At 34.2% G+C, this 25,423-nt stretch carries 18 protein-coding genes; 16 read left to right on the plus strand and 2 right to left on the minus strand.

What is annotated here, in order from left to right; all coding sequences use genetic code 11:
* Nucleotides 1-21 precede the first annotated feature (21 nt).
* The 12 genes from Q5N74_RS11785 to Q5N74_RS11840 all read left to right on the plus strand — a co-directional run bounded on the left by Q5N74_RS11785 (nucleotide 22) and on the right by Q5N74_RS11840 (nucleotide 15,783).
* Nucleotides 22-1,338, plus strand: a complete 1,317-nt coding sequence (locus tag Q5N74_RS11785) for a DUF4270 family protein (RefSeq protein ID WP_304389017.1) — start codon at nucleotides 22-24, stop codon at nucleotides 1,336-1,338.
* A complete protein-coding gene (locus tag Q5N74_RS11790; protein WP_304389018.1) occupies nucleotides 1,328-2,578 on the plus strand; it encodes a hypothetical protein in 1,251 nt (416 codons plus the stop codon). Before Q5N74_RS11785 ends, Q5N74_RS11790 begins: the two co-directional genes overlap by 11 nt.
* 233 nt (nucleotides 2,579-2,811) lie before the next feature.
* Entirely contained in the window at nucleotides 2,812-3,489 is a 678-nt protein-coding gene (gene trmD / locus Q5N74_RS11795; protein WP_304389019.1) for a tRNA (guanosine(37)-N1)-methyltransferase TrmD, read from the plus strand.
* 251 nt (nucleotides 3,490-3,740) lie between these two features.
* On the plus strand, nucleotides 3,741-4,091 hold the full coding sequence (rplS, locus tag Q5N74_RS11800; RefSeq protein ID WP_304389020.1) for a 50S ribosomal protein L19: 351 nt from the start codon (nucleotides 3,741-3,743) through the stop codon (nucleotides 4,089-4,091).
* Nucleotides 4,092-4,967: 876 nt separating this feature from the next.
* Entirely contained in the window at nucleotides 4,968-7,178 is a 2,211-nt protein-coding gene (locus tag Q5N74_RS11805; protein ID WP_304389021.1) for an NADP-dependent isocitrate dehydrogenase, read from the plus strand.
* A gap of 76 nt (nucleotides 7,179-7,254) precedes the next feature.
* Nucleotides 7,255-9,630 (plus strand): TonB-dependent receptor, encoded by a 2,376-nt coding sequence (locus Q5N74_RS11810; RefSeq protein WP_304389023.1) that lies wholly within the window; start codon nucleotides 7,255-7,257, stop codon nucleotides 9,628-9,630.
* 5 nt (nucleotides 9,631-9,635) lie between these two features.
* Nucleotides 9,636-10,448 carry a DUF4249 family protein gene (locus Q5N74_RS11815; RefSeq protein ID WP_304389024.1) on the plus strand — a complete coding sequence of 271 codons (813 nt, stop codon included), beginning with the start codon at nucleotides 9,636-9,638 and terminating at the stop codon, nucleotides 10,446-10,448.
* 149 nt (nucleotides 10,449-10,597) lie between these two features.
* Nucleotides 10,598-11,842, plus strand: coding sequence for an efflux RND transporter periplasmic adaptor subunit (locus Q5N74_RS11820; RefSeq protein ID WP_304389025.1), 1,245 nt, complete (start codon nucleotides 10,598-10,600; stop codon nucleotides 11,840-11,842).
* 3 nt (nucleotides 11,843-11,845) lie between these two features.
* Nucleotides 11,846-13,201, plus strand: coding sequence for an ABC transporter permease (locus Q5N74_RS11825; protein WP_304389026.1), 1,356 nt, complete (start codon nucleotides 11,846-11,848; stop codon nucleotides 13,199-13,201).
* 47 nt (nucleotides 13,202-13,248) lie between these two features.
* Complete coding sequence (locus Q5N74_RS11830) at nucleotides 13,249-14,709, plus strand: TolC family protein (protein WP_304389028.1); 1,461 nt, start codon at nucleotides 13,249-13,251, stop codon at nucleotides 14,707-14,709.
* A gap of 29 nt (nucleotides 14,710-14,738) precedes the next feature.
* Nucleotides 14,739-15,557, plus strand: coding sequence for an N-acetylmuramic acid 6-phosphate etherase (murQ, locus tag Q5N74_RS11835; RefSeq protein WP_304389029.1), 819 nt, complete (start codon nucleotides 14,739-14,741; stop codon nucleotides 15,555-15,557).
* Nucleotides 15,547-15,783, plus strand: coding sequence for a DUF6095 family protein (locus Q5N74_RS11840; protein ID WP_304389030.1), 237 nt, complete (start codon nucleotides 15,547-15,549; stop codon nucleotides 15,781-15,783). Before murQ ends, Q5N74_RS11840 begins: the two co-directional genes overlap by 11 nt.
* On the opposite strand, the gene Q5N74_RS11845 is transcribed toward Q5N74_RS11840, so the two are convergent.
* Both Q5N74_RS11845 and Q5N74_RS11850 read right to left on the minus strand, forming a co-directional pair.
* Nucleotides 15,780-16,280 carry a hypothetical protein gene (locus tag Q5N74_RS11845; RefSeq protein WP_304389031.1) on the minus strand — a complete coding sequence of 167 codons (501 nt, stop codon included), beginning with the start codon at nucleotides 16,278-16,280 and terminating at the stop codon, nucleotides 15,780-15,782. The genes Q5N74_RS11840 and Q5N74_RS11845 overlap by 4 nt on opposite strands.
* An 88-nt stretch (nucleotides 16,281-16,368) precedes the next feature.
* Entirely contained in the window at nucleotides 16,369-18,813 is a 2,445-nt protein-coding gene (locus Q5N74_RS11850; protein ID WP_304389032.1) for a helix-turn-helix domain-containing protein, read from the minus strand.
* A gap of 578 nt (nucleotides 18,814-19,391) precedes the next feature.
* On the opposite strand from Q5N74_RS11850, the gene Q5N74_RS11855 reads away from it, so the two are divergent.
* The 4 genes from Q5N74_RS11855 (at nucleotide 19,392) to Q5N74_RS11870 (ending at nucleotide 25,166) form a co-directional block, all read left to right on the plus strand.
* Nucleotides 19,392-19,967, plus strand: a complete 576-nt coding sequence (locus tag Q5N74_RS11855; protein WP_304389033.1) for a hypothetical protein — start codon at nucleotides 19,392-19,394, stop codon at nucleotides 19,965-19,967.
* 4 nt (nucleotides 19,968-19,971) lie between these two features.
* Nucleotides 19,972-20,490: a phage tail protein gene (locus Q5N74_RS11860; RefSeq protein ID WP_304389034.1), complete on the plus strand. Its 519-nt coding sequence runs from the start codon at nucleotides 19,972-19,974 to the stop codon at nucleotides 20,488-20,490.
* Nucleotides 20,491-20,540: 50 nt separating this feature from the next.
* A complete protein-coding gene (locus tag Q5N74_RS11865) occupies nucleotides 20,541-21,059 on the plus strand; it encodes a phage tail protein (protein ID WP_304389035.1) in 519 nt (172 codons plus the stop codon).
* A 189-nt stretch (nucleotides 21,060-21,248) separates the two neighbouring features.
* Nucleotides 21,249-25,166 carry a T9SS type A sorting domain-containing protein gene (locus Q5N74_RS11870; RefSeq protein WP_304389036.1) on the plus strand — a complete coding sequence of 1,306 codons (3,918 nt, stop codon included), beginning with the start codon at nucleotides 21,249-21,251 and terminating at the stop codon, nucleotides 25,164-25,166.
* The last annotated feature ends 257 nt before the right edge of the window (nucleotides 25,167-25,423 follow it).

The raw sequence follows: 25,423 nt of genomic DNA on the forward strand, positions 1-25,423 counted from the left end.
AGTTCGCTCAAATTATTTTTTATGACCCTGAAGCAAGCCTTTGCAGTTCCCTTATGTACATTCATATTGATTTGTACACTAATAACATCTTGTACAAACGATAACGACAGTTTCCCTGTGGGGGAAGATTGGATAGATCTAGACACTAAGGTGTATTATATTGACACCCTATCGGTTAAAGCAAGTACCTTTAAATTTGATTCTATTGCGGTTTCTTACACCAGTAGATTGTTAATTGGTGCTTATACCGACCCTGTTTTCGGACTTACCACAAGCAAAAGTTATGCGCAACTTACAAATTCAACCTACACTATAGATAATAATGCGGTTTTCGATTCTATAGCCTTAATTTTAAATTACGACTCCTATTTTTATAATGATACGATACCCGTTCAAAAAATAAACATCTATGAAGTGCTAAAAGATATTGAGCCAGATGATGATGACGAAGACAGTTACTACAACACAAGCAATATCGCCTCAAATAGCACGTCTATTGCCTCAAAAAGTTTCTACGCAAAACCGAAGAAGGACGACTCATTACATGTAACCTTAAGCAACACGTTTGGGAAAACCCTTTTTGAAAACATTAGAGATAATAAAATTAACAATACAGATGAATTTTTAAAAGTATACAAAGGCTTACTTATAGAACCAGATGCAAATAACACTGCCATATTAGGTTTCTTAAAAAGTAGTTTTGTTCGAATTTATTACACCAATAAAGAAGAACTTACTACAGACATACTCACTTTAGATATGCCTTTTGATGCCACCAACAGTTTCCATAACATTACAAACCAAACAGAAGGTACCGTTTTCGAATCACTTACAACCCAAACAACCTACCTTTCAAGTACAGCATCCAGTAACAACACGTTTATGCAAGCAGGAACTGGAATTGCAACTAGAATAGATATTCCTAACCTTGAGACACTTTATGACATTCCTGGTACCGGAATTATAATTGATGCCAACCTAAAAATTTCACTAAAGCAAAATTCTAACACCAAAAACCTGCATACAAACGACTCTCTAAATGTATACATTATAGACAAAAAAGCAAATACTGTAAGTGCTTTAACAGATACCCAAGGTAATACTGTACTCGCTTTAATTACAAATGAAGACAGCGAATTTAACCTCACTACCTATTCCATTCCTATTAAATATTTTCTTAACCTAAAACTATCGGATTTAAACGGTGATAATTACTTTTTAGCCATATATCCCAAAGATTATAATCAATCTATAAACAGGTATATTCTAAATGGTGAAGCCGCTTCAAACAGTCTTAAATCTAAAATCGAATTAATTTACGCTATTTATGATAAATAAATATTTAATACTAAGTCTATTCTTAGTTGTATTTACAATGCAAACAAGGGCACAATCGAACGCCTTATCTAGCTCGCCATATTCATTATATGGTTTGGGCTTAAGCAATGAAACCTCTACAGGAAAAGTAAATGGCTTGGGTGGTTTGGGAATTGCCATGCCATCAAGCTCTTTTATAAACAACTCAAATCCTGCTGCATTTGGAAGTATTTTATTAAACTCGTTTCTATATGATTTTGGAATAAAAGCACAAACCAATACTTTGGCTGAAGGTAACAGTACCGATTCAAACATTACAGCCAATTTTTCCAATATTGCACTCGCGTTCCCCGTAACAAAACGATCTGGATTTGGTATTACTCTTATTCCATTAACCAGTGTAGGGTATTCCATTTCTGGTATTGAAACAAACATTGAAGGCACAAGTAACAGCGTTTTTATTACAGATATAGTGGGCACCGGAGGTATAAACGATTTAAAACTTAATTACGGATACGCCTTAACCAATAAATTCAGATTGGGTATTACAGGATCTGCTCTTTTTGGTCAAATAAAACAAACTGAAACAGATTATTTACCAAGCAATACATTTGTAATAGAAGATATAAATTATTACTCTGGCGTTCGTGTTGGAGCTGGGTTTCAGTATGACGTTTTTAAGAATTTTTCAATTGGAGGTACAACACAATTACCAACAAGTTTAAGCGGAAGTAAATCGAGTACCATTACTTTATATACTACGGATGCCACAACTGATTTAACTGAAAATTCAGAAAGCACTATTGACGACTTTAATTTACCACTTGAACTAGGATTCGGACTCCAAACAACCTTAAAAAAGTACTTTTCACTAAATCTAGATTATAAAAAAAGCTACTGGACTAACACCAATCAATCAGATCAACTTGGAACTTATGTAGACCAAAATTTATTTGGTGTTGGTTTGCAATATGCCGCCGAGAAAAAAGCATCTAAATTTTTCAACAACCTAGAGTATCGAGTTGGCTATAATTTTAATGACGGGAATTTGGAAGTTAACGACCAACGTGTAAAAAGCAGCTCCCTTAATTTAGGTATTGGAATCCCTTTTAACGACTACACAAGTTCCATGATTAACATTGGGTATTCCTATGGAAATAAAGGACAAATTACCAACGGCTTAATAAAAGAAAACTACCATTTACTGTCTATAAACTTAAGTTTAGAAGGTATTTGGTTTCAAAAGCGAAAAATTGATTAGTTATCGTTTAATAACTAATGACCAAATAAAGTAAACTATAATAAGTTTATAGAGAGTTTAAAATCTGCAAGTTTTTCTTGTGGATTTTATGCTTTTGAATGTATTAGAAAGAAACAATTAAACTCGATTTAGTTGATATAAAAAATTATACATAAAAGTAAACCACACTTCTCAAAACTCAAGCAACCAAAAGTCATTAATTCAATTATCTTTGCAATTCTTAAAACACAACCATGCGCATCGATATCATTACCGTTTTACCTGAATTACTTAAAAGTCCGTTTGAAGCCTCCATTTTAAAACGCGCTATTGAAGCCAATCTGGTAGAAGTTCATTTTCACAATTTACGTAATTATACTTCAGATAGATATAAATCTATTGATGACACCCAATTTGGTGGTGGCGCTGGTATGGTTATGATGGTTGAACCTATCGATAAATGCATTACCGCATTAAAAGAACAACGTGATTATGACGAAGTTATTTATATGACACCCGATGGTAAAACTTTAAATCAAGGTATGGCCAACCATTTATCGCTAAAAGAAAACATCATTATTTTATGTGGTCATTATAAAGGTGTAGACCAACGCGTGCGCGATCATTTTATAACCCGTGAAATTTCTATTGGCGATTATGTACTATCAGGTGGTGAATTAGGTGCTGCCGTGCTTTGTGATGCCATTATAAGATTAATACCTGGAGTTTTAGGAAATGAAACCTCTGCTCTAACCGATTCGTTTCAAGATAATTTACTGGCACCACCCATATATACCAAACCTCGAGAATATAAAGGTTGGAAAGTTCCCGAATTATTATTTAGTGGTAACTTCCCTAAAATTGAAAAGTGGCGTGAAGAGCAAGCCTACCAACGCACGAAAGAACGAAGACCTGATTTGTTAGAGGATTAACTTGAGGCAACAGTATGTATTGCCACTAATTAATACAAGAGTTAAGGATTGAAGTAAAAACCCCTTTTATGAGGCACAAACAAAAAGAGTGTAAAGAAAGCCTGCTTATTAGGAAGGGAACCTCCAAATAAAAAAATAATTAAAAATTGCAAATAACTAATTAATAGTTATCTTTGCGCCCTATTTCGGGTTAACCTCTGGCGAGAATCGTGAATGTTGTTTCGAATTAATCATTATTAAAATTTAAAGATATGGAATCTTTAGTAAAGTTTGTACAAGACGAATTTGTAACAAAAAAGGATTTTCCAGAGTTTGGAGCTGGAGACACAATTACTGTATACTACGAAATTAGAGAGGGCGAAAAAGTTCGTACTCAGTTTTTTAGAGGTGTAGTAATTCAAAGAAGAGGATCTGGATCATCAGAGACTTTCACAATCAGAAAAATGTCTGGTACTGTTGGTGTGGAACGTATATTCCCAGTTAACTTACCTGCATTACAAAAAGTTGAAGTTAATAAACGCGGTAAAGTGCGTAGAGCTAGAATCTACTACTTTAGAGGTCTTACTGGTAAAAAAGCTAGAATTAAAGAACGCAGACGTTAATAAAGTATTATTGCGAAAGCAAATTAAAAGCCCTGAAATTTTTTCAGGGCTTTTTTTATTAACAAATGTTAATAAGTATAGTTGATAACTGGTTGATATATAAAATGTTAAATGTTTTGGTTTTTCGAGATATGTATGTTATCTTAGCTAAACAAGAAACAGAAACGGTTTTAAAACTGGTTTCATCTAAAAAATGAATTTAAAAAGTTTCTGTATAAGTAAACGTTCTTTATTTATTTTGTAATTGTTTTTTGAGATTTGATTGCAGCAGGTGTAAGCGTGTGGAAGCAAAAAAATCATGAAGTTATAAAAAGTACGGCATATAGATTTAGGCAGTAACTAGTATAGCGGAAAGCTTAAAAAAACAACTTTGCCGAAAGGATAGTTGTTAGAATTAGAGCAATGTATTAAAAAATCTTGACGTTAAATCGAAAAGAAAGATTAGTGGCATCAAGAAAAACAATTATTATTAGAAGCATTTTCGGTAATATGTCAATACATTTTGAAAATTACAGAAATGTTTCCTTGAAATAATAGCACTTACATTGAAAAAATTTAGATTAACACCTAAGTTGATTTGATAGAGATGTCAATTAGATTAAGTTATGTTATTTCAAAAAAGCCATGTCAAAGTAGATTAAATTCTGCAGGGATATGGCTTTTGTTTTTTATAAACTTCTCTCTTGTTTGATTAATGAATTCTTATTAGTTCCTACCTTTTTTTTAATTCTGTGAAATATTTTCCATATTAACACTTTCGATTAATCGATTAAGCAATTATAAAAGTCAATTTTTGTATATTCGCGTCGCGAAAACGTTATCGTATATCGTATTTCACTTTATAGTTAATTATTAATATAAAAAACCATTACATTAATGTCTAAAATTATTTATACAAAAACTGATGAAGCCCCAGCATTAGCAACACGTTCTTTTCTTCCAATTGTAAAAGCTTTTGTTAAGTCTTCTGGTATTAATATTGAAACTAAAGATATTTCTTTAGCTGCAAGAATTTTAGCGGTTTTTCCAGATTTTATAAATGAAGATCAACGAGTTTCAGACGATTTAGCTATACTTGGTGAATTGGCAAAAAGCCCTGAAGCTAATATTATTAAATTACCAAACATTAGTGCTTCTGTTCCGCAGTTAAAAGCGGCCATAAAAGAATTACAATCTCAAGGATTTGCAATTCCTAATTATCCAGACGATGCCACTACTGATGTTGATAAAGACGTTAAAACGCGTTACGATAAAATAAAAGGTAGTGCTGTAAACCCTGTGTTACGTGAAGGAAACTCTGACAGACGTGCACCAAAAGCAGTGAAGAATTACGCTAAAAAAAATCCTCATTCTATGGGTGCCTGGAGCAGCGATTCTAAAACACACGTAGCAACTATGGAAGCTGGCGATTTTGCACACAACGAAAAATCGGTAACATTACCAGAAGCTACAAGTATTAAAATTGTACATACTAACGGTGCAGGATCTGCAACTGTTTTAAAAGATAGTTTTAAATTATTACAAGGAGAAATCATTGACGCCACTGTATTAAGTAAAACAGCATTAGTAAGCTTTTTAGAAGCTCAAATTGCCGATGCAAAAGCAAACGGGGTATTGTTTTCATTACACATGAAAGCAACCATGATGAAAGTGAGCGACCCTATTATTTTTGGTTACGCTGTAAAAGTGTTCTTCAAAAATGTATTTGAAAAGCATGCTGAAACTCTAGATAAAATTGGAGTAGAAGTAAATAATGGTTTCGGAAATTTAATTGAAAAATTACCAAGTTTACCTGAAGCTAAACGTAACGAGATTCAAGCGGATATTGATGCTGCGTTTAAAAACGGACCTGCAGTTGCTATGGTAAATAGTGATAAAGGTATCACGAATTTACACGTACCTAGTGATGTTATTATCGATGCTTCTATGCCTGCGATGATTCGTACATCTGGACAAATGTGGAATACCGCTGGTAAACTTCAAGATACAAAAGCAGTTATTCCAGATAGTAGCTATGCTGGTATTTATTCTGCTACTATAGATTTTTGTAAAAAACATGGTGCTTTCGATCCTACTACAATGGGTACAGTTCCAAACGTAGGCTTAATGGCTCAAAAAGCTGAAGAATACGGTTCTCATGATAAAACATTCGAAATACAATCTAACGGAACAGTAAGCGTTATTGATGCTGCTGGCAACACCTTATTACAACACAATGTAGAAGCTGGCGATATTTGGAGAATGTGTCAAACTAAAGACGCACCTATTCAAGACTGGGTAAAATTAGCTGTTACTCGTGCTAAAGCTTCTGAAACTCCTGCCGTTTTCTGGTTAGACGAAAACAGAGCGCATGATGCCGAGTTAATCAAGAAAATAAACACCTACTTAAAGGAATATGATACTGCTGGTTTAGACTTAAGAATTTTATCTCCAATTGACGCGACTTTATTTACTTGTGAAAGACTCATAGAAGGTAAAGACACTATTTCGGTTTCCGGAAATGTTTTACGTGATTATTTAACCGATTTATTCCCGATTTTAGAAGTTGGTACCAGTGCAAAAATGCTATCTATTGTTCCATTAATGAATGGTGGTGGTTTGTTTGAAACTGGCGCTGGTGGATCTGCTCCAAAACATGTTGAACAATTTACTGCTGAAAACCATTTACGTTGGGATTCTTTAGGAGAATTTTTAGCATTAGCTGTTTCTTTAGAACACTTATCTACAGCGCATAACAACCCTAAAGCGCAAATTTTAGCGGATACTTTAGATGCTGCAACAGGTCAATTACTTGATAATGGTAAATCACCTTCGCGTAAAGCAGGTGAACTAGACAACAGAGGAAGTCATTTCTACTTAGCATTATATTGGTCACAAGCTTTAGCGAACCAAACAAAAGACGCCGATTTAAAGGCTGAATTTGGACCAATCGCGAAACAATTAGGTGATAATGAAACTGCAATTATTAATGAGCTTAACCAAATTCAAGGAAATGCTGTTAATATTGGTGGTTATTATGAACCAAATGAAACTTTAATTAATGACGCTATGCGACCAAGTAAAACGCTTAATAGCATATTAAGTTAATATAAAAATAAATACAATTTTAAAAAGCTCCTGTAAAGGAGCTTTTTTTTTATACTTTTATAAAAAAAGTCTATTAATGAAAAACATACTACTATGTTTTCTTTTTATATTTTGTACTAGCTCACTAACTGCAAATGCACAAAGTAAATTCACTTTAAAGGGTGTTATTTCTGAAGAAAAAAACAACGAAACCCTAATAGGTGTCAGTATTATTTTTCCAGAATTAAACACCGGAACTACCACTAACGAATATGGTTTTTACTCCATAACCTTACCTCAAGGTACCTATAAGGTAATAGTAAGTTATTTGGGGTTTGCGACTCAAAGCGACACCATTACTCTAACAAACAACCTCACTAAAAATTTCAGTTTATCAGATTCATTAGAAAGTTTAAACGAAATAATTATAACCCAAAACGTTGAAAAGTTAAACATTCAAACACCACAAATGAGTGTTAATCGATTAATGGCGAGTACCATAAAAGAAATTCCCGTGGTGTTGGGTGAAGCTGATATTATTAAAGCCATTACCCTATTACCTGGTGTCACCAATGCAGGTGAGGGAGCCTCGGGCTTCAATGTGCGTGGCGGGTCGGCAGACCAGAATTTAATTCTTTTAGATGAAGCTACTATTTTTAACGCCTCACATTTATTTGGTTTCTTTTCAGTTTTCAACCCGGATGCCATTAAAGACATTAAATTGTACAAGGGTGGTATACCCGCCAGATATGGTGGTCGTGTAGCTTCTGTTTTAGACATTTACCAAAAAGATGGAAACAGTAATGAGTTTCATGCAAATGGTGGTATTGGTTTAATATCTAACAGACTCCTTATTGAAGGCCCGTTGAAAAAAGAAAAAGGCTCCTTCCTTTTAGGTGGTAGGTCTAGTTATGCACACTTGTTTTTACCCCTTTTTGATAATGATAACATTGCTTATTTCTACGATTTAAACACGAAATTGAGCTATCGATTAAACGATAACAACAATATATACATGTCGGGGTATTTTGGTCGTGATGTTTTTAGAATTAATGAATCTTTCGATAACACCTACGGAAACACTGTCTTAAATTTTAGATGGAACCATTTGTTCTCAAGTAAACTGTTTTCTAATCTTTCCTTAATTTATTCTGACTATTATTACGGTTTAAAATTGAGTTTTGTAGAATTTGATTGGGTTTCGGGCATTAAAAATTTCAACTTAAAATACGATTTCAAGCATTATATTTCTGATAAATTTAAATTGCAATATGGCTTAAACAGCATCTATTATAAGTTTAATCCAGGTGATATAAATCCAACTTCTGAAACTTCGGGCGTTAACCCTTTTAAACTTATTGATAAATTTGCTTTAGAAAATGCTATATATCTAGATGCGGAACATAAAGTATCAAATAAATTGGCGTTATCATATGGTGTACGGCTGAGTTCTTTTCTTCGTTTAGGTCAAGATGAACTGAATGTTTACGAAAATAATGAAGCGGTTGTGTTCAATGAAGATTTTCAAATTTATGAAAAAGCCGATCCGATAGGTACGGAGTCATTTAAACGCAGTAAGGTAATCTCAAACTTTTTCAACTTAGAACCTCGTGTATCAATCGCATATCAACTCAATTCTAAAAACTCCATCAAGGCGAGTTATAATAAAATGAGTCAGTATCTACATTTACTATCCAACACAAGTTCTCCAACCCCACTCGATATTTGGACACCAAGTGGCAAATATGTTAAACCTCAATTACTCGATCAATACGCTATTGGTTATTTTAAAAACTTCAAAGACAATAGGTATTCTTTAGAAATTGAAAGCTATTATAAAACGGTAAAAAACAGGATTGATTACATCGACGGTGCCAATTTAATTGCAAATAACGCCATAGAACAAGTTATCTTAAATGGGGATGCCAAAGCTTATGGTTTAGAATTTCTGTTAAGAAAAAATGAAGGCCGGTTTAAAGGCTGGCTCGCCTATACGCTATCGAAATCTGAGCAACAAACCAAAGGAAGAACACCTATTGAAACTGGGATTAATAACGGGAAATGGTACAATACTGCTTACGATAAAACACACGACATTTCGTTTACGGGAAGTTATAACTTAAATGAAAAATTAAAAATTAATACCAATTTTTTATTCCAAACAGGGCAACCAAGCACATTCCCTAACGGTCAATACACATACAACGGTATTACGGTTCCTAATTATAATAGTAGAAATTCAGATAGATTACCAGCGTACCACAGATTGGATGCTTCCATAACATATACACCAAAACCAGATAAAAAGGAAGGACTCCAATCCTACTGGGTATTTGGAATTTATAATATTTATAGCAGAAAAAATGCCGCTTCCATTTCATTTGGCCCCAATGAAACAACAAATAAAAACGAAGCCTATAGACTGTCTATTTTTGGTATCGTACCTTCTATATCATACAATTTTAAGTTTTAAAAGCTATGAAAAATTTAGTATACATTATATGTTGCCTATTTTTAGTTTCTTGTGAAGATGTTATCGATCTCAAACTAAAAACAGCAGAACCAAGGCTTGTTATTGATGCCTCATTAATTTGGTATAAAAACACTTCGGGAAACAGCCAGATAATCAAACTAACGCAAACCGCACCTTACTATAGTGACAGTGTACCAGCAGCAACAGGTGCTACAGTAACAGTGACCGATACCAACAACACAACATTCAATTTTATTGAAGAAACAGGTACAGGTATTTACAAAAATCAAGCCTTTAGACCCGAAATTAATGCGGTATACACCCTGAAAATTATTTACAAAAGCGAAGTGTATACTGCTTCAGAAACGCTAAAATCCGTAGTTCCAATTGATAAGGTAGAACAAAAAAAAGATGCTGGTTTTTCTGGTAATGAAACAGAAATAAAGGCCTTTTATACCGACCCTAAAGACATAAAAAACTTTTATTTTTTCGAGTTTATAAACGCCAATTTGAACGCCGTAACATTGGATGTATATGATGATGAGTTTACAGATGGAAACCAAATTTTCGCGTTTCACAGTAATGAAGAACTTAAAACGGGCAGCAAATTAATAATACACAGCCATGGGGTTTCACAGCGCTATTACGAATACATGAATATTTTACTGCAACAAAGTAAAGATGAGTCCGGCGGACCATTTGAAACGCAACCAACCACCCTACGTGGTAACTGCATTAATGAAACCAATCCTAGCAATTTCCCTTTAGGTTATTTTAGAGCTTCAGAAGTTGCCGTTTACAGTTATGAAGTACAATAACGAGTGTTTCAACTGTAAATTATTGACTTAATATTCAATTCTAAATCATAAGAGAATCAAACTTTAAGAGAATTTTAACTCTATAAAATCTTACAAAAGCTATTTTAGCATGTAGAACTTTCATCAACTAATCAAATAAATCAATCTTCATGACTAAAAAAAGGCTGGCCTTCATTTTTGGCGGAATCATTATTTTAATACTTATTTATTCATTTTTTAGTTCCTCGAGTGAAGAAGACACGCTACTAACTTCAAAAGTTACAAGAGGCACTTACCTAAACGAGGTTATCATATCGGGAGAAGCCCAATCTACAAGCTCCAAAGAAATAGACGGTCCTATTAATGCCAGACGTTTCAATATTTATCAACTAAAAATTCAAGATTTAGTTCCAGAAGGAACTATTGTAAAAAAAGGAGGATATATTGGTAAAATTGATGCCTCAGAAGTTAATAGTAAAATGAATGATGCCCAACTAAGTTTAGAAAGTGCAGAATCTAAATATACACTGCAACAACTTGATACGACGCTCGCTCTAAAACAAGAACGAACTGCTATAAAAGATCTTCTATTTAATATTGAAGAAAATCAATTGGAGTTAAAACGTTCTATTTATGAACCGCCAGCAACCATTCGACAATTAGAAATTAAAATTGAAAAGTTTGAACGCGAATTAAAAGAAAAAAAGGAAGACTATTCCATTAAAAAAAGACAAGCAAACGCCAAAATGATTGAAGTAGGTACCGAAGTATCTAAAATTAGAAAGCGTATTGAAGAGTTAATTGAATTACAAAAAGAGTTTACCGTTTACTCTGAAGATGAAGGCATGGTAACCTATGTAAAAGACTGGAATGGCAACAAAAAGAAAGTAGGTACTACCATTTCTCCATGGGAACCGGCATTAGCCAGTTTACCCGATCTAACTAAAATGGAGTCTAAAACCTATAGTAATGAAATTGACATTCGAAAAATAAAAAAGGATTTAAAAGTGAAAATTGGTTTTGACGCTTTTCCCGATATTGAAATAGATGGTGTAGTTACAGAGGTCGCCAATGTTGGTGAAAACAAAAGAGGATCGGACATTAAACTTTTTCAAGTATTAATAAAACTGAATTCAACAAATAAAAATATTAGACCAGGTATGACCACATCTAATAGAATTTTAACGCATCAGGAAGATAATGTTTTAATGGCTCCATTAGAGGCTATTTTCTCTAAAGATTCTATAAGTTATGCCTATGTAAAATCTGGCTATTCCATTGAAAAAAAGCAAGTAGAATTAGGTTTAGCCAATAACGAAGTGGTTATCATTAAAAAAGGCTTAAATGAAAATGATGTTGTTTACTTAAACGCCCCTGCCGATTTGGAAGAAAAAAGTATAACACTATTAAAGTAACCCATGATAGACAAGATACTTTTAGAAAAACTCAAGTCTAATTTCAATGAGGCCTATTGGTTTATAAAAACAAATAAAGTTAGAACATTTCTAACGGCATTGGGCATTATTTTCGGAGTAGCATCAGTAATTACCATGCTTGCTATTGGAAATGGTGCTGAAAAAGAAATACTATCACAACTGGAATTAGTTGGGGTAAACAATATTGTTGTAACACCTTTGCCCGATCTTGAAGATGAAACTCAAACCGATAGTGAAGAGGAAACCACCAATAATGATTCTAAAAAATTTTCCAAAGGTTTAGATTTATTAGACGCCTTGAGTGTTACAAAAATAATACCCAGTGTAAAAGTTGTTAGTCCAGAAATAATTCTAGACACCTATGTTATAAATAATGGAAAGCAAAATTCGGTAAAACTTATTGGTGTCACACCAGATTTTTTTGATGTGTCAAATATTCAAATAGAAAAAGGAAAAATTTTCACGAATTACCAAATTAACAACGCACTCCCCGTTTGTGTAATTGGTAAAAAAGTAGAGAAAAAATTATTTACGGGTGAAAGCGCACTGGGAAAACACATAAAGGTTAAAGATGTGTGGCTGCAAGTGGTGGGCGTTATTGAGGAGAAACTAATTTCTGATAAAGCTCAAGAAGATTTAGGCATCAGAGATTTAAACCAAGACATTTACATCCCTATAAAAACATTTTTAGTGCGTTATCGCGATAGAAAAATAATAACCGATAACTTGGATGCTCGTAATAGCGACAACCAAAACGGACCAAAAAAACGTATTGCAAGAGGGAATTATCACCAATTAGATAAATTAACAATTCAAGTTCATAATTCAAATGAACTAAAAGCCACAGCAGAGGTTTTAAGTAAACTTCTTAAACGTAGACACAATGACGTTTTAGATTTTGAAATAGCCATCCCCATTCAACTACTTCAACAACAACAAAAAACAAAACAAATTTTCAATATAGTATTAAGTATTATTGCGGGTATTTCATTACTAATTGGAGGTATTGGTATTATGAATATCATGCTCGCATCGGTATTAGAAAGAACCAAAGAAATAGGGATCATTCGTGCCATAGGTGCCACCGAAGAAGATGTAATTTTACAATTTTTATCAGAATCGGTTTTAATAAGTGTGGGTGGAGGTATTATTGGAATCATCGTAGGCGTTATTGGTGCGTATGTTATCGAAATGGTTTCAGGAATAGAAACGGTACTATCGCTCAATTCCATCTTAATTTCCTTTTTTATAGCAGTTATTGTAGGGCTCATTTTTGGTATATTTCCTGCAAAAGCAGCAGCCAACAAAAAACCAATTCAAGCATTACGATCGGAATAACATTTCATAGAATAGACACCACATACTAGGAACACAAAGCCAAAGAGATGAAAAAAACATTGCTCATATTACTAGTGATTTTGCCTTGCTTAACCTTTTCACAATCACAAAAAATCACTTTAAAGGAAGCCATTAATTTAGCTCAAAAACAATCACCAGATTATAAAACTACTTTAAATAGAAATCAATCTAACTACTGGCGTTTTAGAAATTACAAAGCTAGTTTTTTACCTCAATTAAGGTTTAATGCCACCCTACCTGAATATAATAAAGCAGTACGAAGAATAACGAATGATGAAGGTCAGGACGTATTTGTAAATCAAGATCAATTACTTTTGGAAGGTGGATTATCTATAGCCCAAAACATACCATATACTGGTGGAACGCTCTCTTTAAATTCTAATTTAGAGCGTATTGAATTGTTTGGACTTGATGATAACATTGGGTATTCGGTGGTTCCTTTTTCCATAAGATATTATCAAAACTCATTATTTTACAATCCTTTTAAATGGGATAAAAAAATTGAACCATTAATTTATGAAGAATCCCGACGCGATTTTATTGAAAAAATGGAAGATATATCTGTAACCACTTGTCAAAGGTATTTTCAACTACTTAAAGCACAAATGCAGTTGGACATAGCGAAAGTAAATTTATCAAATCAAGATACTCTATATCAAATTTCACAAGGAAGATTCAAAATTGGAAAAATTGCAGAAAATGAATTGCTACAAGTAGAACTCACCTTATTAAATTCTAGAAATGTTGTAACAACTAATACGATAGAATTAAAAAGAACTTCTCAAAATCTAGCCAGGTATTTAGAGCTAAATACAGAAAATATTCAATTAGACATTCCTGATAATTTACCACTTTTTGAAGTAGACATCGATAAAGCTTTGGAAGAGGCACAAACCAACAGAAAAGCGGTTATAGAATTTAGAAGAAAGCGCTTAGAAGCAGAAAAAGAAGTGGCTTTTCAAAAAGGTAACAATCGGTTAAAACTTGGGGTTTCTGCAAATTTTGGAGTGTCACAAAATGGAGACGACTTTGATAATCTTTTTAACGACTTCAATCAACAACAAAATCTATCTGTTTCTGTGAGTATTCCAGTTTTCGATTGGGGTGTTTCAAAATCGAAACGTAAAATGGCTGAAGCCGATTTAGATTTAACTAACAATAATATAGACCAAGAAAAATTGGCTTTTGAACAAGAAATTTATTTGCACGTACTTAATTGGTCTAGTCAACGAGATTTTTTAGCAACAGCAGAAAAAGCAAAAGAAATAGCTATAAAACGCTATGATATATCGCAGAAAAGATATGTATTAGACAAAATTACTATTACCGATTTAAACATTGCTTTACAGGAAAAAGATAAAGCCGTTTTACAATATTTAAACTCACTCGAAAAATTTTGGCAAGATTATTACGTTTTAAGACAGTTAACCCTCTATGATTTTATTAATAATGAAAAACTAGAAGTTGAAAACATTCTTTTTGACTAAAATCGCCCAATAATTCATACTTTTGAGGTATGAGTTTCATAAAAACAACCGAACAGGATTCCAATTACAACCATCTTGAAAAGATGAGCATTTCAGAATTATTAAGTAATATTAATAATGAAGATAAAAATGTACCTCTAGCAGTTGAACAAGCACTACCACAAGTAGAGCCTTTAGTGCGTGTCATTGTCTCAAAATTAAAAGAAGGAGGCCGTCTATTCTACATGGGAGCAGGCACTAGTGGCCGCTTAGGTATTTTGGACGCTTCAGAATGCCCTCCTACTTTTGGTGTCTCGCACGATTTAGTAATAGGTATTATTGCTGGTGGAGATACCGCTATTAGAAAAGCAGTCGAATTTGCCGAAGATTCTACGACCCAAGGTTGGGAAAATTTACAATCCTATCAAATTTCAAGCAAAGATGTTGTTATTGGTATAGCAGCTTCTGGTACGACGCCTTATGTTATTGCGGCTTTACAAACCTGTAACGCCAACAACATTATTACGGGCTGTATTACTTGTAATAAAAACAGTCCGCTTTCGCAAACTGCGCAATACCCTATTGAGGTAATTGTAGGTCCGGAATTTGTAACAGGAAGTTCTAGAATGAAAGCTGGTACGGCACAAAAGCTGGTACTTAATATGATAACTACAACAACCATGATTCAACTGGGCCATATAAAAGGCAACAAAATGGTTGACATGCAGCTTAGTAACAACAAGCTTGTAGATAGAGGCACTAAAATGATTATGGCTGAACTTAATATCACAGAAGAAGAAGCAAAAACGCTCTTAACAACGCATAAAAACGTACGTTCAGCAATAAAAAACTACAACAATGGAAACTAACAGAACAGATAAAACAGTACTTTTTAAAGGCGTTAAAACCTTAGTTTTTGCCTTACTAAGCTTATTTATTGGACCTATTTTAATGACCATGGCACTTGGTGATAAAGAAAACTCACTTTACATTCCTTTATTAATTGTGGCGTGCTTAATATGTGCTGCGGCTGTATTTTTAATTTTTAAGGGCATACGTACTATTATGGACAGTATGTTTAAAAAGAGCAACTAACTTAAAGAGGTTTGTTTAGGGGTTGTTGGATTGTATCCAAAATCTGAATCACCTATAGAAATATTTAAACCTTCTAAGATATAATTTATAATGGCATAATGGTGGATGGTATGGCTATTTGCTTGTGAAAATAAGGCGCCATAACTATAAGTCATCTTTACTTTTCCTAAACCCAAATCATCAGTTACTAAAACGGAATCAGTCATCGCTGAATCAAAATTATTCAACTTATCTATAATAGAATTTAAGTAGGTTTCGGCACTGCAACATGCATTCTCTACAATTCGATTTCTGCTTCTGGCAGTTAAATCAATACACCCTTCAAAATTCAAATTAAAAATACAATCATAAAAATCTAAAATATGTCTCATATGAGTACCTATACTGGAGTGATACGGTGCAACCGATGCATTACTGAAAGAAGTATCATTTAAATGATTCAATAAAATTTTAGACTTTTCTAATGTTTTTAGGGTCGATTGTATAATAACATCCATAGGTTTACTAAAGTAATTAAATAATTTGAACTAAAACCATTAGTCCGCTTCCATTTCTAACCTTACACAAATTATAAATAGAAAAGTATTAGGAAATGCTTTTTCCGGTTTTTTCAACAACCAAGCGGATCTCGCCGTAACTGTATTTATCGTCTAATTGATTTTTTAAATCTGATAAATTCTCAAAAGTTTTCTTCGGAATTAATTCTAGTAATTCATCGTAATGCTCCTTTGACATTAATTCGGAGACTTCAATTTCACCTGAAGCAATAAAACTTGCCAAATGCCCGAATACGGTATTTTCATTCAGTTCACGTTCATCAGCAATTTCAGTCATCGTTTTACCTGCCTTAAACAATTCTAAAGATATTTTCTTGGTGTCTCCCTTCTTCTTTTTAGGTTTCGACTCCTCAAAAATATTGGCATCTTCAGTGGTTTCAATACCATTCTCATCACAATAGGCTCTAATCTCTTTTAAAATAGCATCGCCATATTTTTTAACACGTACCTCGCCCATACCATGTACTTTCTTAAGTTCTTCCTTCGTTAATGGTAAGGTTTCACAAATTTCATACAATGATTTTTGAGCAAAAACTTGGTAATGAATTAAGTCGTTTTCTTCAGCAATTTCATTTCTAAGTACACGTAAGCGTTCAAATAAATCTACATTCGTAGTACCATCAACAACCGCTTTTCTTGTTTTTTTAGGAGCTTCTTTTGATATAAATACCGCTTTTGCTCTAAGTTCTAAAAAAGACCGAGTAGAGAAACCTTTAGCCAGGTTATTAAAATATAAAAGCTTAATTTCTAAAAGTTCTTCCAGGGCATCACTATTTTTAGTAATATCACCTCCAACCGCTTTATTATCTGTTGTGAAATTAAAAGTTTTTAATGATTCAACAATATGATTTTCGGTCTCCGTTTTAAAATAAGAAATGGCTTTTATAAAACGTTCTTGAATTAAATCGCTACGTTCCGGTAAACCTTCATCTTCAGAAAGTTGTTTTAGTTGAGCAATAAAACCTGCACTCACTTTTAAAAGTTGGGTTACCGCCGTTTTAATAGTTAATAAAGGCGCTTCAATTTGCCCTTGTACAATGGTTCTGTTTTTATAAAAAATATCTAAAATTCGATTGATTGGGTATAAAAATTCATAAAAACCGAACACTTCAACCATTAAATCTAGTTGAAAATTCCGTTCTGAAATTGCTAAAACAGCTTCATCAGGTTCATTTTGTTCCGCATTTTTATTGAACGAAATCACATGTCTGTCGCTAATAATCTGGCTGGAATGGATTTTACTTTGAAGCACCAAACCTTCCAAAGATTTACAACGGCTTAATGCCACATAGGTTTGGCCATGTGCAAAAGCGCCTTGCGCATCAATAATCGCTTTTTCAAAAGTTAAGCCCTGACTTTTATGTATGGTAATAGCCCACGCCAAACGCAAAGGCATTTGTGTAAAAGCCCCTATTCTTTCTTCGGAAATATTTTTAGTTTCAGCATCTACCGAATAATTAATATTCTCCCAAATCTCTGGTTTAGTAATAATATTAAACTCGTCATCAGGACAATGTACAACGACTTCATCTTTATCTAGATGAATAACTTTTCCTATTTTACCATTAAAATAACGCTTCTCTGGCCCACTGTCATTCTTAATAAACATAACCTGTGCCCCTACCTTCAATTCTACCTTTTCGCTATTCGGATACGCATGATCGGGGAATTTACCTTCAACAACAGCTTTATAGGAAAATGTTTTGGTTTTTAATTTAACCAACTCAGCATTATTAGTAGCTTCCGCTTTATTATTATGAGTGGTTAAAGAAATATAGCCTGCATCTGCTTCTGGAACAAAATCTGGAATATAACGCTTGTTCAATTCTTTGGCAGAAGCTTCCGTTAGGGCATTATTTCGAATCTCATTTAATATTTCTATAAATACAGGATTTTCTTGTCTATAAATATGTTTTAATTCAATAGAGATAGCTTCACTTTCTTGATAGGCATGACTACTAAAAAAGAAGCCGTTATTATAAAATGCCTTTAACAAATCCCATTCATTGTCTCTAATAACGGGGGATAATTGTTGTAAATCACCAATCATTAATACTTGAACACCTCCAAAAACCTTGTTTCTGTTTCTAAAACGGCGCAATGTTCGGTCAATACCGTCCAGTAAATCGGCTCTCACCATACTAATTTCATCAATAACTAATAAATCCATCGATTTAATAATATCGATTTTAGTCTTACTAAATTTTCTATTAAACCCTTTAGACGCATTTAAATCGGTATCTGGTAAAATAGGTCCAAATGGCATTTGGAAAAAAGAATGAATGGTAACTCCCTTAGCATTAATAGCTGCCACACCTGTTGGTGCAATAACAACCAAGCGCTTCAGGCTATCCTTTTTTAAACGATGTAAAAATGTCGTTTTACCGGTACCTGCTTTACCCGTTAAAAAAATGGAGCGATTTGTTTTATTTACAAATTCCCAAGCCAGTTCCAGTTCTTTATTTTCCTTCATTAAGTATCAAAAAATTAGATTTTGAAGATAATAAATAGAAGTTTTATTTGGCCGTTTTTTATAAAAATTAATACACATTTATTATGCCTGCTATTTTAGAAATATTATTAGCTAAAATAACTAAACTAAGCATAAAAACTTTGTTTTTAGTAATTCCGAATATCAACTAGTTAGATTATTACAACTATATTAAATAGGTTTTTTAATACATCATTAGCAGTTAATTAATACGTAATATATAGTAATATTCGCCTTTTTTTCATACCTTCATTTTCTCCTTAGTGATTAATAGCTACAATAGATTTTATTATCAACACATGGCTTGGTTTATTGAACATGAAATTCATCTAATCAACCAAAAATAAAAATCATATGTCACTATTATTTTTTTCAGGTTCACTATCTGAAGTAACTTCTATACTTCCATGGCATAGCTCCACTAGAAAGTGTCATGATTTAAAACCAACCAATTACCTCCCAAATACACAACATTTTTTAGCATGTGACATTTCTTGTTTAATAAATTCATTTTGTCCTGAAATAACTATTCATAATCTAATCCCTAAAAACCGATTTTCATGAAACAAACATTCTCTCGACGATCGTTTTTGAGCAATACAGTCTTGGCAACAACTAGCATCGCCTTCATTTCTATACCCTCTGGGGTAAGTGCTTTAGTAACCCCAGAAAGTCCTTTTGAAGGTTATAATAAATATGCTGAGTACAAAACAGACCTTCGTACCTCGTTTTCATTTGGAAAAGAAGTGATTGTAAATGGTATTATTTATGATTCCACTGGAAAAACACCTGTTCCAAATGCTAAAATTGAAGTTTGGCACCTCTCTCCTGAATCAACAAAATATAAGCACCGTGGCAAAATACTAACCGATAGTGAAAGGCACTATCAATTTATAAGTAATTGGCCCAATCGAGCATTGGGCATGCAATATCGCATCTACTTTAAAGTCTCTAAAAACGGGAGCGTTTATATCACAGAATTACTATTTAATAATACCAGAGCACATATTTCAAGTAAACATTGGGAAACCCAAAATGTTTTGGGCGATAAAAAGTTATTTCCTAAAATGAATACAGGCCTTTATACTTCAGAAAGTAATTTTAATTTATCACTTAATATTAACCAAAACATTTAACATTATGGAACCAATTTTAGGACAAATTCAAGCATTCGGATTTAATTTTGCACCACGTGGCTGGGCGAAATGTGAAGGACAAATTTTATCAATTTCACAAAATACAGCACTATTTTCATTATTAGGTACAACCTATGGGGGCGATGGTCGAACTACATTTGCTCTACCAGATTTAAGAGGGCGCACCATGATAAACCTTGGAACGGGTCCTGGATTAAGCAATATTACATGGGGAGAAAAAGGAGGTAACGAAAACACAACGCTTACTCCACAAAACTTACCTGCGCATAACCACCCAGTTAGTATTCCTGTTAATACTGCTGGAGGAGCAGAAAGCACACCTGGTGGACAAAATATTGCAAGTCACACCAATGCGTTTAGTGAAGAAGTAACTGCTGGAAAAAGTTTAGCACCATTTAATACGGCGAACACAGGAAATAACACGTCATTTTCAAATCGTGAACCTTTCTTAGGAACAAATATTTGTATTGCTTTAGTGGGTATTTTTCCATCTAGAAGTTAAAATAGTTATCATTCAAAATAAAAAAATATTAACCAATTAAAAATAAAATTATGGAACCATTTATTGGACAAATTCAAGCATTCGGGTTTAATTTCGCACCACGTGGGTGGGCACAATGCAACGGTCAACTTCTAGCAATTGCACAGTACCAAGCACTATTTTCACTACTAGGTACAACCTATGGTGGTGATGGTCGAACCACATTTGCACTCCCAGATTTAAGAGGACGTAACATGATAAATCATGGCACAGGCCCTGGTTTAAGCAATATTAACTTGGGACAAAAAGGAGGTAATGAAAACACAACACTTACTACACAAAACTTACCTGCTCACACACATCCTGTTAGTATTCCTGTAAATACAGCTATAGGTGCAGAGAGTAACCCTGCTGGACAACACATTGCTAGTCATGCCAATGCCTTTAGTGAAGCGTCCACTTCTGGTCAAAATTTAGCACCAGTAACAACAGGAAATACGGGTGGTGCCATACCATTTTCAAATCGATCACCTTATCTAGGTATTAACATTTGTATTGCTGTGGAAGGCATATTTCCTTCTAGAAGTTAATAGCTAAAAGATTCTTTTTGCAAGATAAAAAATGAACCAAAGAACAATTATAACCATAAAAACCACAACTAAAGTTTTTACAATCCTATTGTATTAGCAACAACTATTTTTAATAGCCTTTTAAATATAGTTCTATGATTGTACAAACGATTGTTGTGGTTTAAACCCCTTAACTCTAAAAAAAATATTATGAAAAAAATTACCTTTTTATCTATTTTACTATGTATGCTCTTTGCTGTCACCAATAGCTATAGCCAAAAGGTGGCAATTATCGGTCTGAACCATAATTCATCAAACCCCAATACCGACGGTTTTACTTTTGTTGCCTTAGAAAACTTACCTAATGGAGAAATTATTTATTTTACCCATAATGACTATGACGCTGCTCAAAATGTGTTTACATTCGGGATAGGCACAACAGGAGGAGGTGTCGTTAAATTCACGGCTACTTCAGCTATAAGTAAAGGAACTGTTATTTTTGTAAATGAAACAGGCACTAGCACAAACATGTTTACCGTAAGTTGTTGTGGAACAGCTATTATTGCTCCTTTGGGAGGCTCAAATGGTAATGGTGGTTTTGCTATATCTTCAGGCGGCGATGGTTTATATGCGTATACCGATACTAATGAAAATGTTAGAGATGCCATTGGAGAAATTTATTCAGTGATGTACACAATACCTGGAACAATTCCTGCAAATGAAAGCCCAACACCAGATCATCCAAATGCTATTGTAGTTGATGGTTTTACAATCACTCCTCCCGATCGTACAGAGTATAAATATAGTGGAGGAGAAAGAGCTGCTTCTGTGAGTAAAGTTGCATTAGAAAACCCAACAAATTACTTAAATGGTCTATCAAATACAGCTTTATCAACGGTAACGTTTTCCAATATAAATCTCTCAGGTTCATCCCCTGTTTTAACAGTTGCAACGTCACCAACGTCTGTTCTTGAAAATAGTAGTATAGGTATGGTATATACCTTTACGCTTGCTTCTGCTGCTACCAGCCCCATCACTGTTAATTTTTCAGTAGGAGGAACAGCAACCTTAACAACGGACTATACCCAAACAGGTGCGACTACTTTTAGTGCCTCTTCAGGAACCGTTATAATTCCTAATGGAGGTACAACAGCCTCCATTACATTAACACCTGTTGGTGATACAACCTTAGAACCAAATGAAACAGCTATATTAACAATTACTGCTGGTACTGGATATGAGGGCGGCTCTCCAAGTGCTGCTACAGGTACAATTGCTAACGATGATACAGATTCAACGGTACCACTCGTAGCAATTACAGGACTAAATCATGTCTCCACAGCGCCTGCTTTAGATGGTTTTTCATTCGTTGCATTAAGTAATATTCCTGGTGGAACTACTATTTACTTTACCGAAAACACATATAATAATACAACATTAACCTTTTCAGGAGTTGAAGGTGTTGTTGCCTATGTAACTCCTAGTGCAGGATTGGTTCGCGGTGATGTTATAGTTGCTACTGAAACAGGCACAGCTACTAACGTATTCAATATTACATGTAATGGCACATCTGGTAATGCATGTGGAACTATGTCGCTTGTTAGCGGTAGTTTTGCTATTGATACTTCAGGTGAATCTTTTTATGCTTATTCAGATACCGATACAGATCCAAATAACGGAGTAACCGCTATTTATTCATTACTATATACAGGAGAAAGTGGTGGCCCTTCAGGAGGTAATGTTCCTGCTCTACAAAATCCTATCAATATATATACAAATGTTATTGTTGTGGATGGTTTTTCAAATTTAGCTCCTAACAGAACCGAATATAAATTTGCTGGAGGTGAACGGGCTATCGATGTAGATCAAGCAAGTTTTCAAAATACGAATAACTGGTTATTTGGTCAAGCTAATACCACATTATCAACGGTTCCCTTTAATAATATTATCATAACCTCAGGGTCTTCTAATCCGATAGCTTCCGTTACATTATCTCCAAATAGTGTTGCTGAAGATTCAGGAACAGGCATGGTATATACCTTTGCGTTATCAGCAACAGCCGCCGCCGATACCACCATCAATTATACAGTTGGAGGCACAGCCACGTTCCCTGGAGATTATGGGGTAAGTGGAACTAATACTTTTAATGCGACTACAGGTTCTGTGACAATACCTAGTGGAAGCAGTAGTGCAACAATAACAGTGACGCCGATTGCAGATATTGCAGTAGAACCTCTAGAAACGGTTCAAATAGCTTTGGCTTCAGGTACAGGATACAATGGAGGTTCACCAAATGATGCCATTGGAAGTATTACAAATGATGATACGAGTAACTCCGACCCACTTGTTGCCATTACAGGCCTAAGTCATGACGCTTCTGCTCTAGATGCATTTTCATTTGTAGCTATTAAAGATATTCCAGCGAATACTATTATTTATTTTACGGAAGAAGAATTCGATAATACCACACTTACTTTCAATTCAGGTGGTGAATCTGTGATACAATATACGTCACCAGCAACGGTGATTCCAGCAGGTGATGTTATAGTTGCTACTGAAACAGGTACAACTACTAACGTATTCAATATTACATGTAATGGCACTTCTGGAAATGCATGTGGAACTATGACGCTTATTAGTGGTAGTTTTGCAATTGATACTGCAGGTGAATCGTTCTATGCTTACTCTGATAATAATTCAAATCCTTCAGACGGCGTAACAGATATTTACGCAGTACTTTATACTGGAAATTCTCCAAATTCTGGAGGGCTTATTCCAACCTCGCAAGATCCTTCACAAATATATTTAAATGCGTTAGTAGTAGATGGCTTTCCTTCAACAGCTCCTGTGCGCACAGAATATGATGAAACGAAACGTAATGTACTAGTAACCAATGCTGACTTTGAAAACACTGCTAACTGGTTGTATGCACAAGCCAATCCTCCAGGATTGTCACCTGAACCATTCTCAAACCTTTTTATAGGCAATTTACCTCCCACAGCTGTTTGCCAAAATATTACTTTACCATTGGATGCAATGGGACAAGCAGTCCTCACACCAACGCAAATTAATAATGGCTCAACAGATGATAGTGGAACCGTATTTCTATCTTTTGAAACTATGAGCTTTGACGGGGAGTTTACTGCTTCAAGCCCTACAGATGATTTAGATGGAAACCTATATCCATACCATGGGTCTAGCTTCACCGTTCCTACAACAGGAACATACACATTTAATATGACCGGTACAACCACGATGGGAAATGATCTATTTATGATTATATGGGATGAAACCCCTATTCCAAATAGTGGCGTATATCTTTCAAGGCCTGAGTATTTCGACAATGCAATCTGGAGTACTTCAGGAGCCTTAACTACAGGAACGGGTATATTCAATTTTGTATCAGGAAAAACGTACTATATGACGATAACCGCCCTTAATACTGATACGGGGACCTTCTCTACAACCGTTGATATGCCAATTAGAACCACAGCTGCAAACACAACCTTTAATTGCGTAAATACCAATAATATTATTAATGAGACACTCTATACATTTGACAGAGAAGGAAACACATCTAGTTGTGCTAGTACCGTAACTATAACCGACAGTCTTGCACCCGTTATAACTTGCCCTGCAGACCAAACACAAACCTCGGCTCTCTATACCGTTCCAGATTACTTTGGTACAGCAGAAGCACAAGCTACTGATAATTGTACAGACCCAATAGTTAATACAACTCAAAATCCAGTTGCAGGAACGGAATTAACCCCAGGCGTCTATACGGTAACAATAGAAGCTCAAGACGCAAGTTCAAATATAAATACTTGTACTTTTCAATTAACCGTTAATGCACCGCTAAGCATTACCGATAATGAGTTTGACCTTAGTTCTATTACAATGTACCCGAACCCTACTGCAAGTCACATTTACTTAACCAATCCAAAATTCATTAGTCTAAAAACCGCCACCTTATATGACATGAGCGGTAGATTAATTGAAACTTTCGATTTAAGAAATGTGGGAGATCAAACATCTATTAATGTATCCAAACTGGCAAGTGCCACTTATATTTTAATAATAGAATCGGAGAAAGGCCGTATAACCAAACGTTTAAACAAAGAATAAAAAAGAGTTAAGTTTAGTATTAAACCAAACACCCCTTAATCTGTATCTTCAGAATAAGGGGTGTTTCTATTTAATGAATAGAACAATCTCAAACTATAAGGCACATTAATTAAAATTATTTTACTTGTCTGAAGATGATTCGTGCAAGTTTTTAAGAAACATAAAAACCGCGCTATCCGTTATATCTTTTTATGCTAAGAAATTCTAACAAAAGATCAACCAGCGTTAAGCATAAAAAGGATGCCGCTTCTATCGCT

Origin of the sequence: Mariniflexile sp. AS56 (assembly GCF_030552475.1) — a bacterium.
Classification (GTDB): Bacteria; Bacteroidota; Bacteroidia; order Flavobacteriales; family Flavobacteriaceae; genus Mariniflexile.

Coding starts and splice junctions, on each gene's coding strand:
- Q5N74_RS11785 (WP_304389017.1), top strand. CDS start 22: ATGACCCTGAAGCAAGCCTTTGCAGTTCCCTTATGTACATTCATATTG.
- Q5N74_RS11790 (WP_304389018.1), top strand. CDS start 1,328: ATGATAAATAAATATTTAATACTAAGTCTATTCTTAGTTGTATTTACA.
- trmD (WP_304389019.1), top strand. CDS start 2,812: ATGCGCATCGATATCATTACCGTTTTACCTGAATTACTTAAAAGTCCG.
- rplS (WP_304389020.1), top strand. CDS start 3,741: ATGGAATCTTTAGTAAAGTTTGTACAAGACGAATTTGTAACAAAAAAG.
- Q5N74_RS11805 (WP_304389021.1), top strand. CDS start 4,968: ATGTCTAAAATTATTTATACAAAAACTGATGAAGCCCCAGCATTAGCA.
- Q5N74_RS11810 (WP_304389023.1), top strand. CDS start 7,255: ATGAAAAACATACTACTATGTTTTCTTTTTATATTTTGTACTAGCTCA.
- Q5N74_RS11815 (WP_304389024.1), top strand. CDS start 9,636: ATGAAAAATTTAGTATACATTATATGTTGCCTATTTTTAGTTTCTTGT.
- Q5N74_RS11820 (WP_304389025.1), top strand. CDS start 10,598: ATGACTAAAAAAAGGCTGGCCTTCATTTTTGGCGGAATCATTATTTTA.
- Q5N74_RS11825 (WP_304389026.1), top strand. CDS start 11,846: ATGATAGACAAGATACTTTTAGAAAAACTCAAGTCTAATTTCAATGAG.
- Q5N74_RS11830 (WP_304389028.1), top strand. CDS start 13,249: ATGAAAAAAACATTGCTCATATTACTAGTGATTTTGCCTTGCTTAACC.
- murQ (WP_304389029.1), top strand. CDS start 14,739: ATGAGTTTCATAAAAACAACCGAACAGGATTCCAATTACAACCATCTT.
- Q5N74_RS11840 (WP_304389030.1), top strand. CDS start 15,547: ATGGAAACTAACAGAACAGATAAAACAGTACTTTTTAAAGGCGTTAAA.
- Q5N74_RS11845 (WP_304389031.1), bottom strand. CDS start 16,280: ATGGATGTTATTATACAATCGACCCTAAAAACATTAGAAAAGTCTAAA.
- Q5N74_RS11850 (WP_304389032.1), bottom strand. CDS start 18,813: ATGAAGGAAAATAAAGAACTGGAACTGGCTTGGGAATTTGTAAATAAA.
- Q5N74_RS11855 (WP_304389033.1), top strand. CDS start 19,392: ATGAAACAAACATTCTCTCGACGATCGTTTTTGAGCAATACAGTCTTG.
- Q5N74_RS11860 (WP_304389034.1), top strand. CDS start 19,972: ATGGAACCAATTTTAGGACAAATTCAAGCATTCGGATTTAATTTTGCA.
- Q5N74_RS11865 (WP_304389035.1), top strand. CDS start 20,541: ATGGAACCATTTATTGGACAAATTCAAGCATTCGGGTTTAATTTCGCA.
- Q5N74_RS11870 (WP_304389036.1), top strand. CDS start 21,249: ATGAAAAAAATTACCTTTTTATCTATTTTACTATGTATGCTCTTTGCT.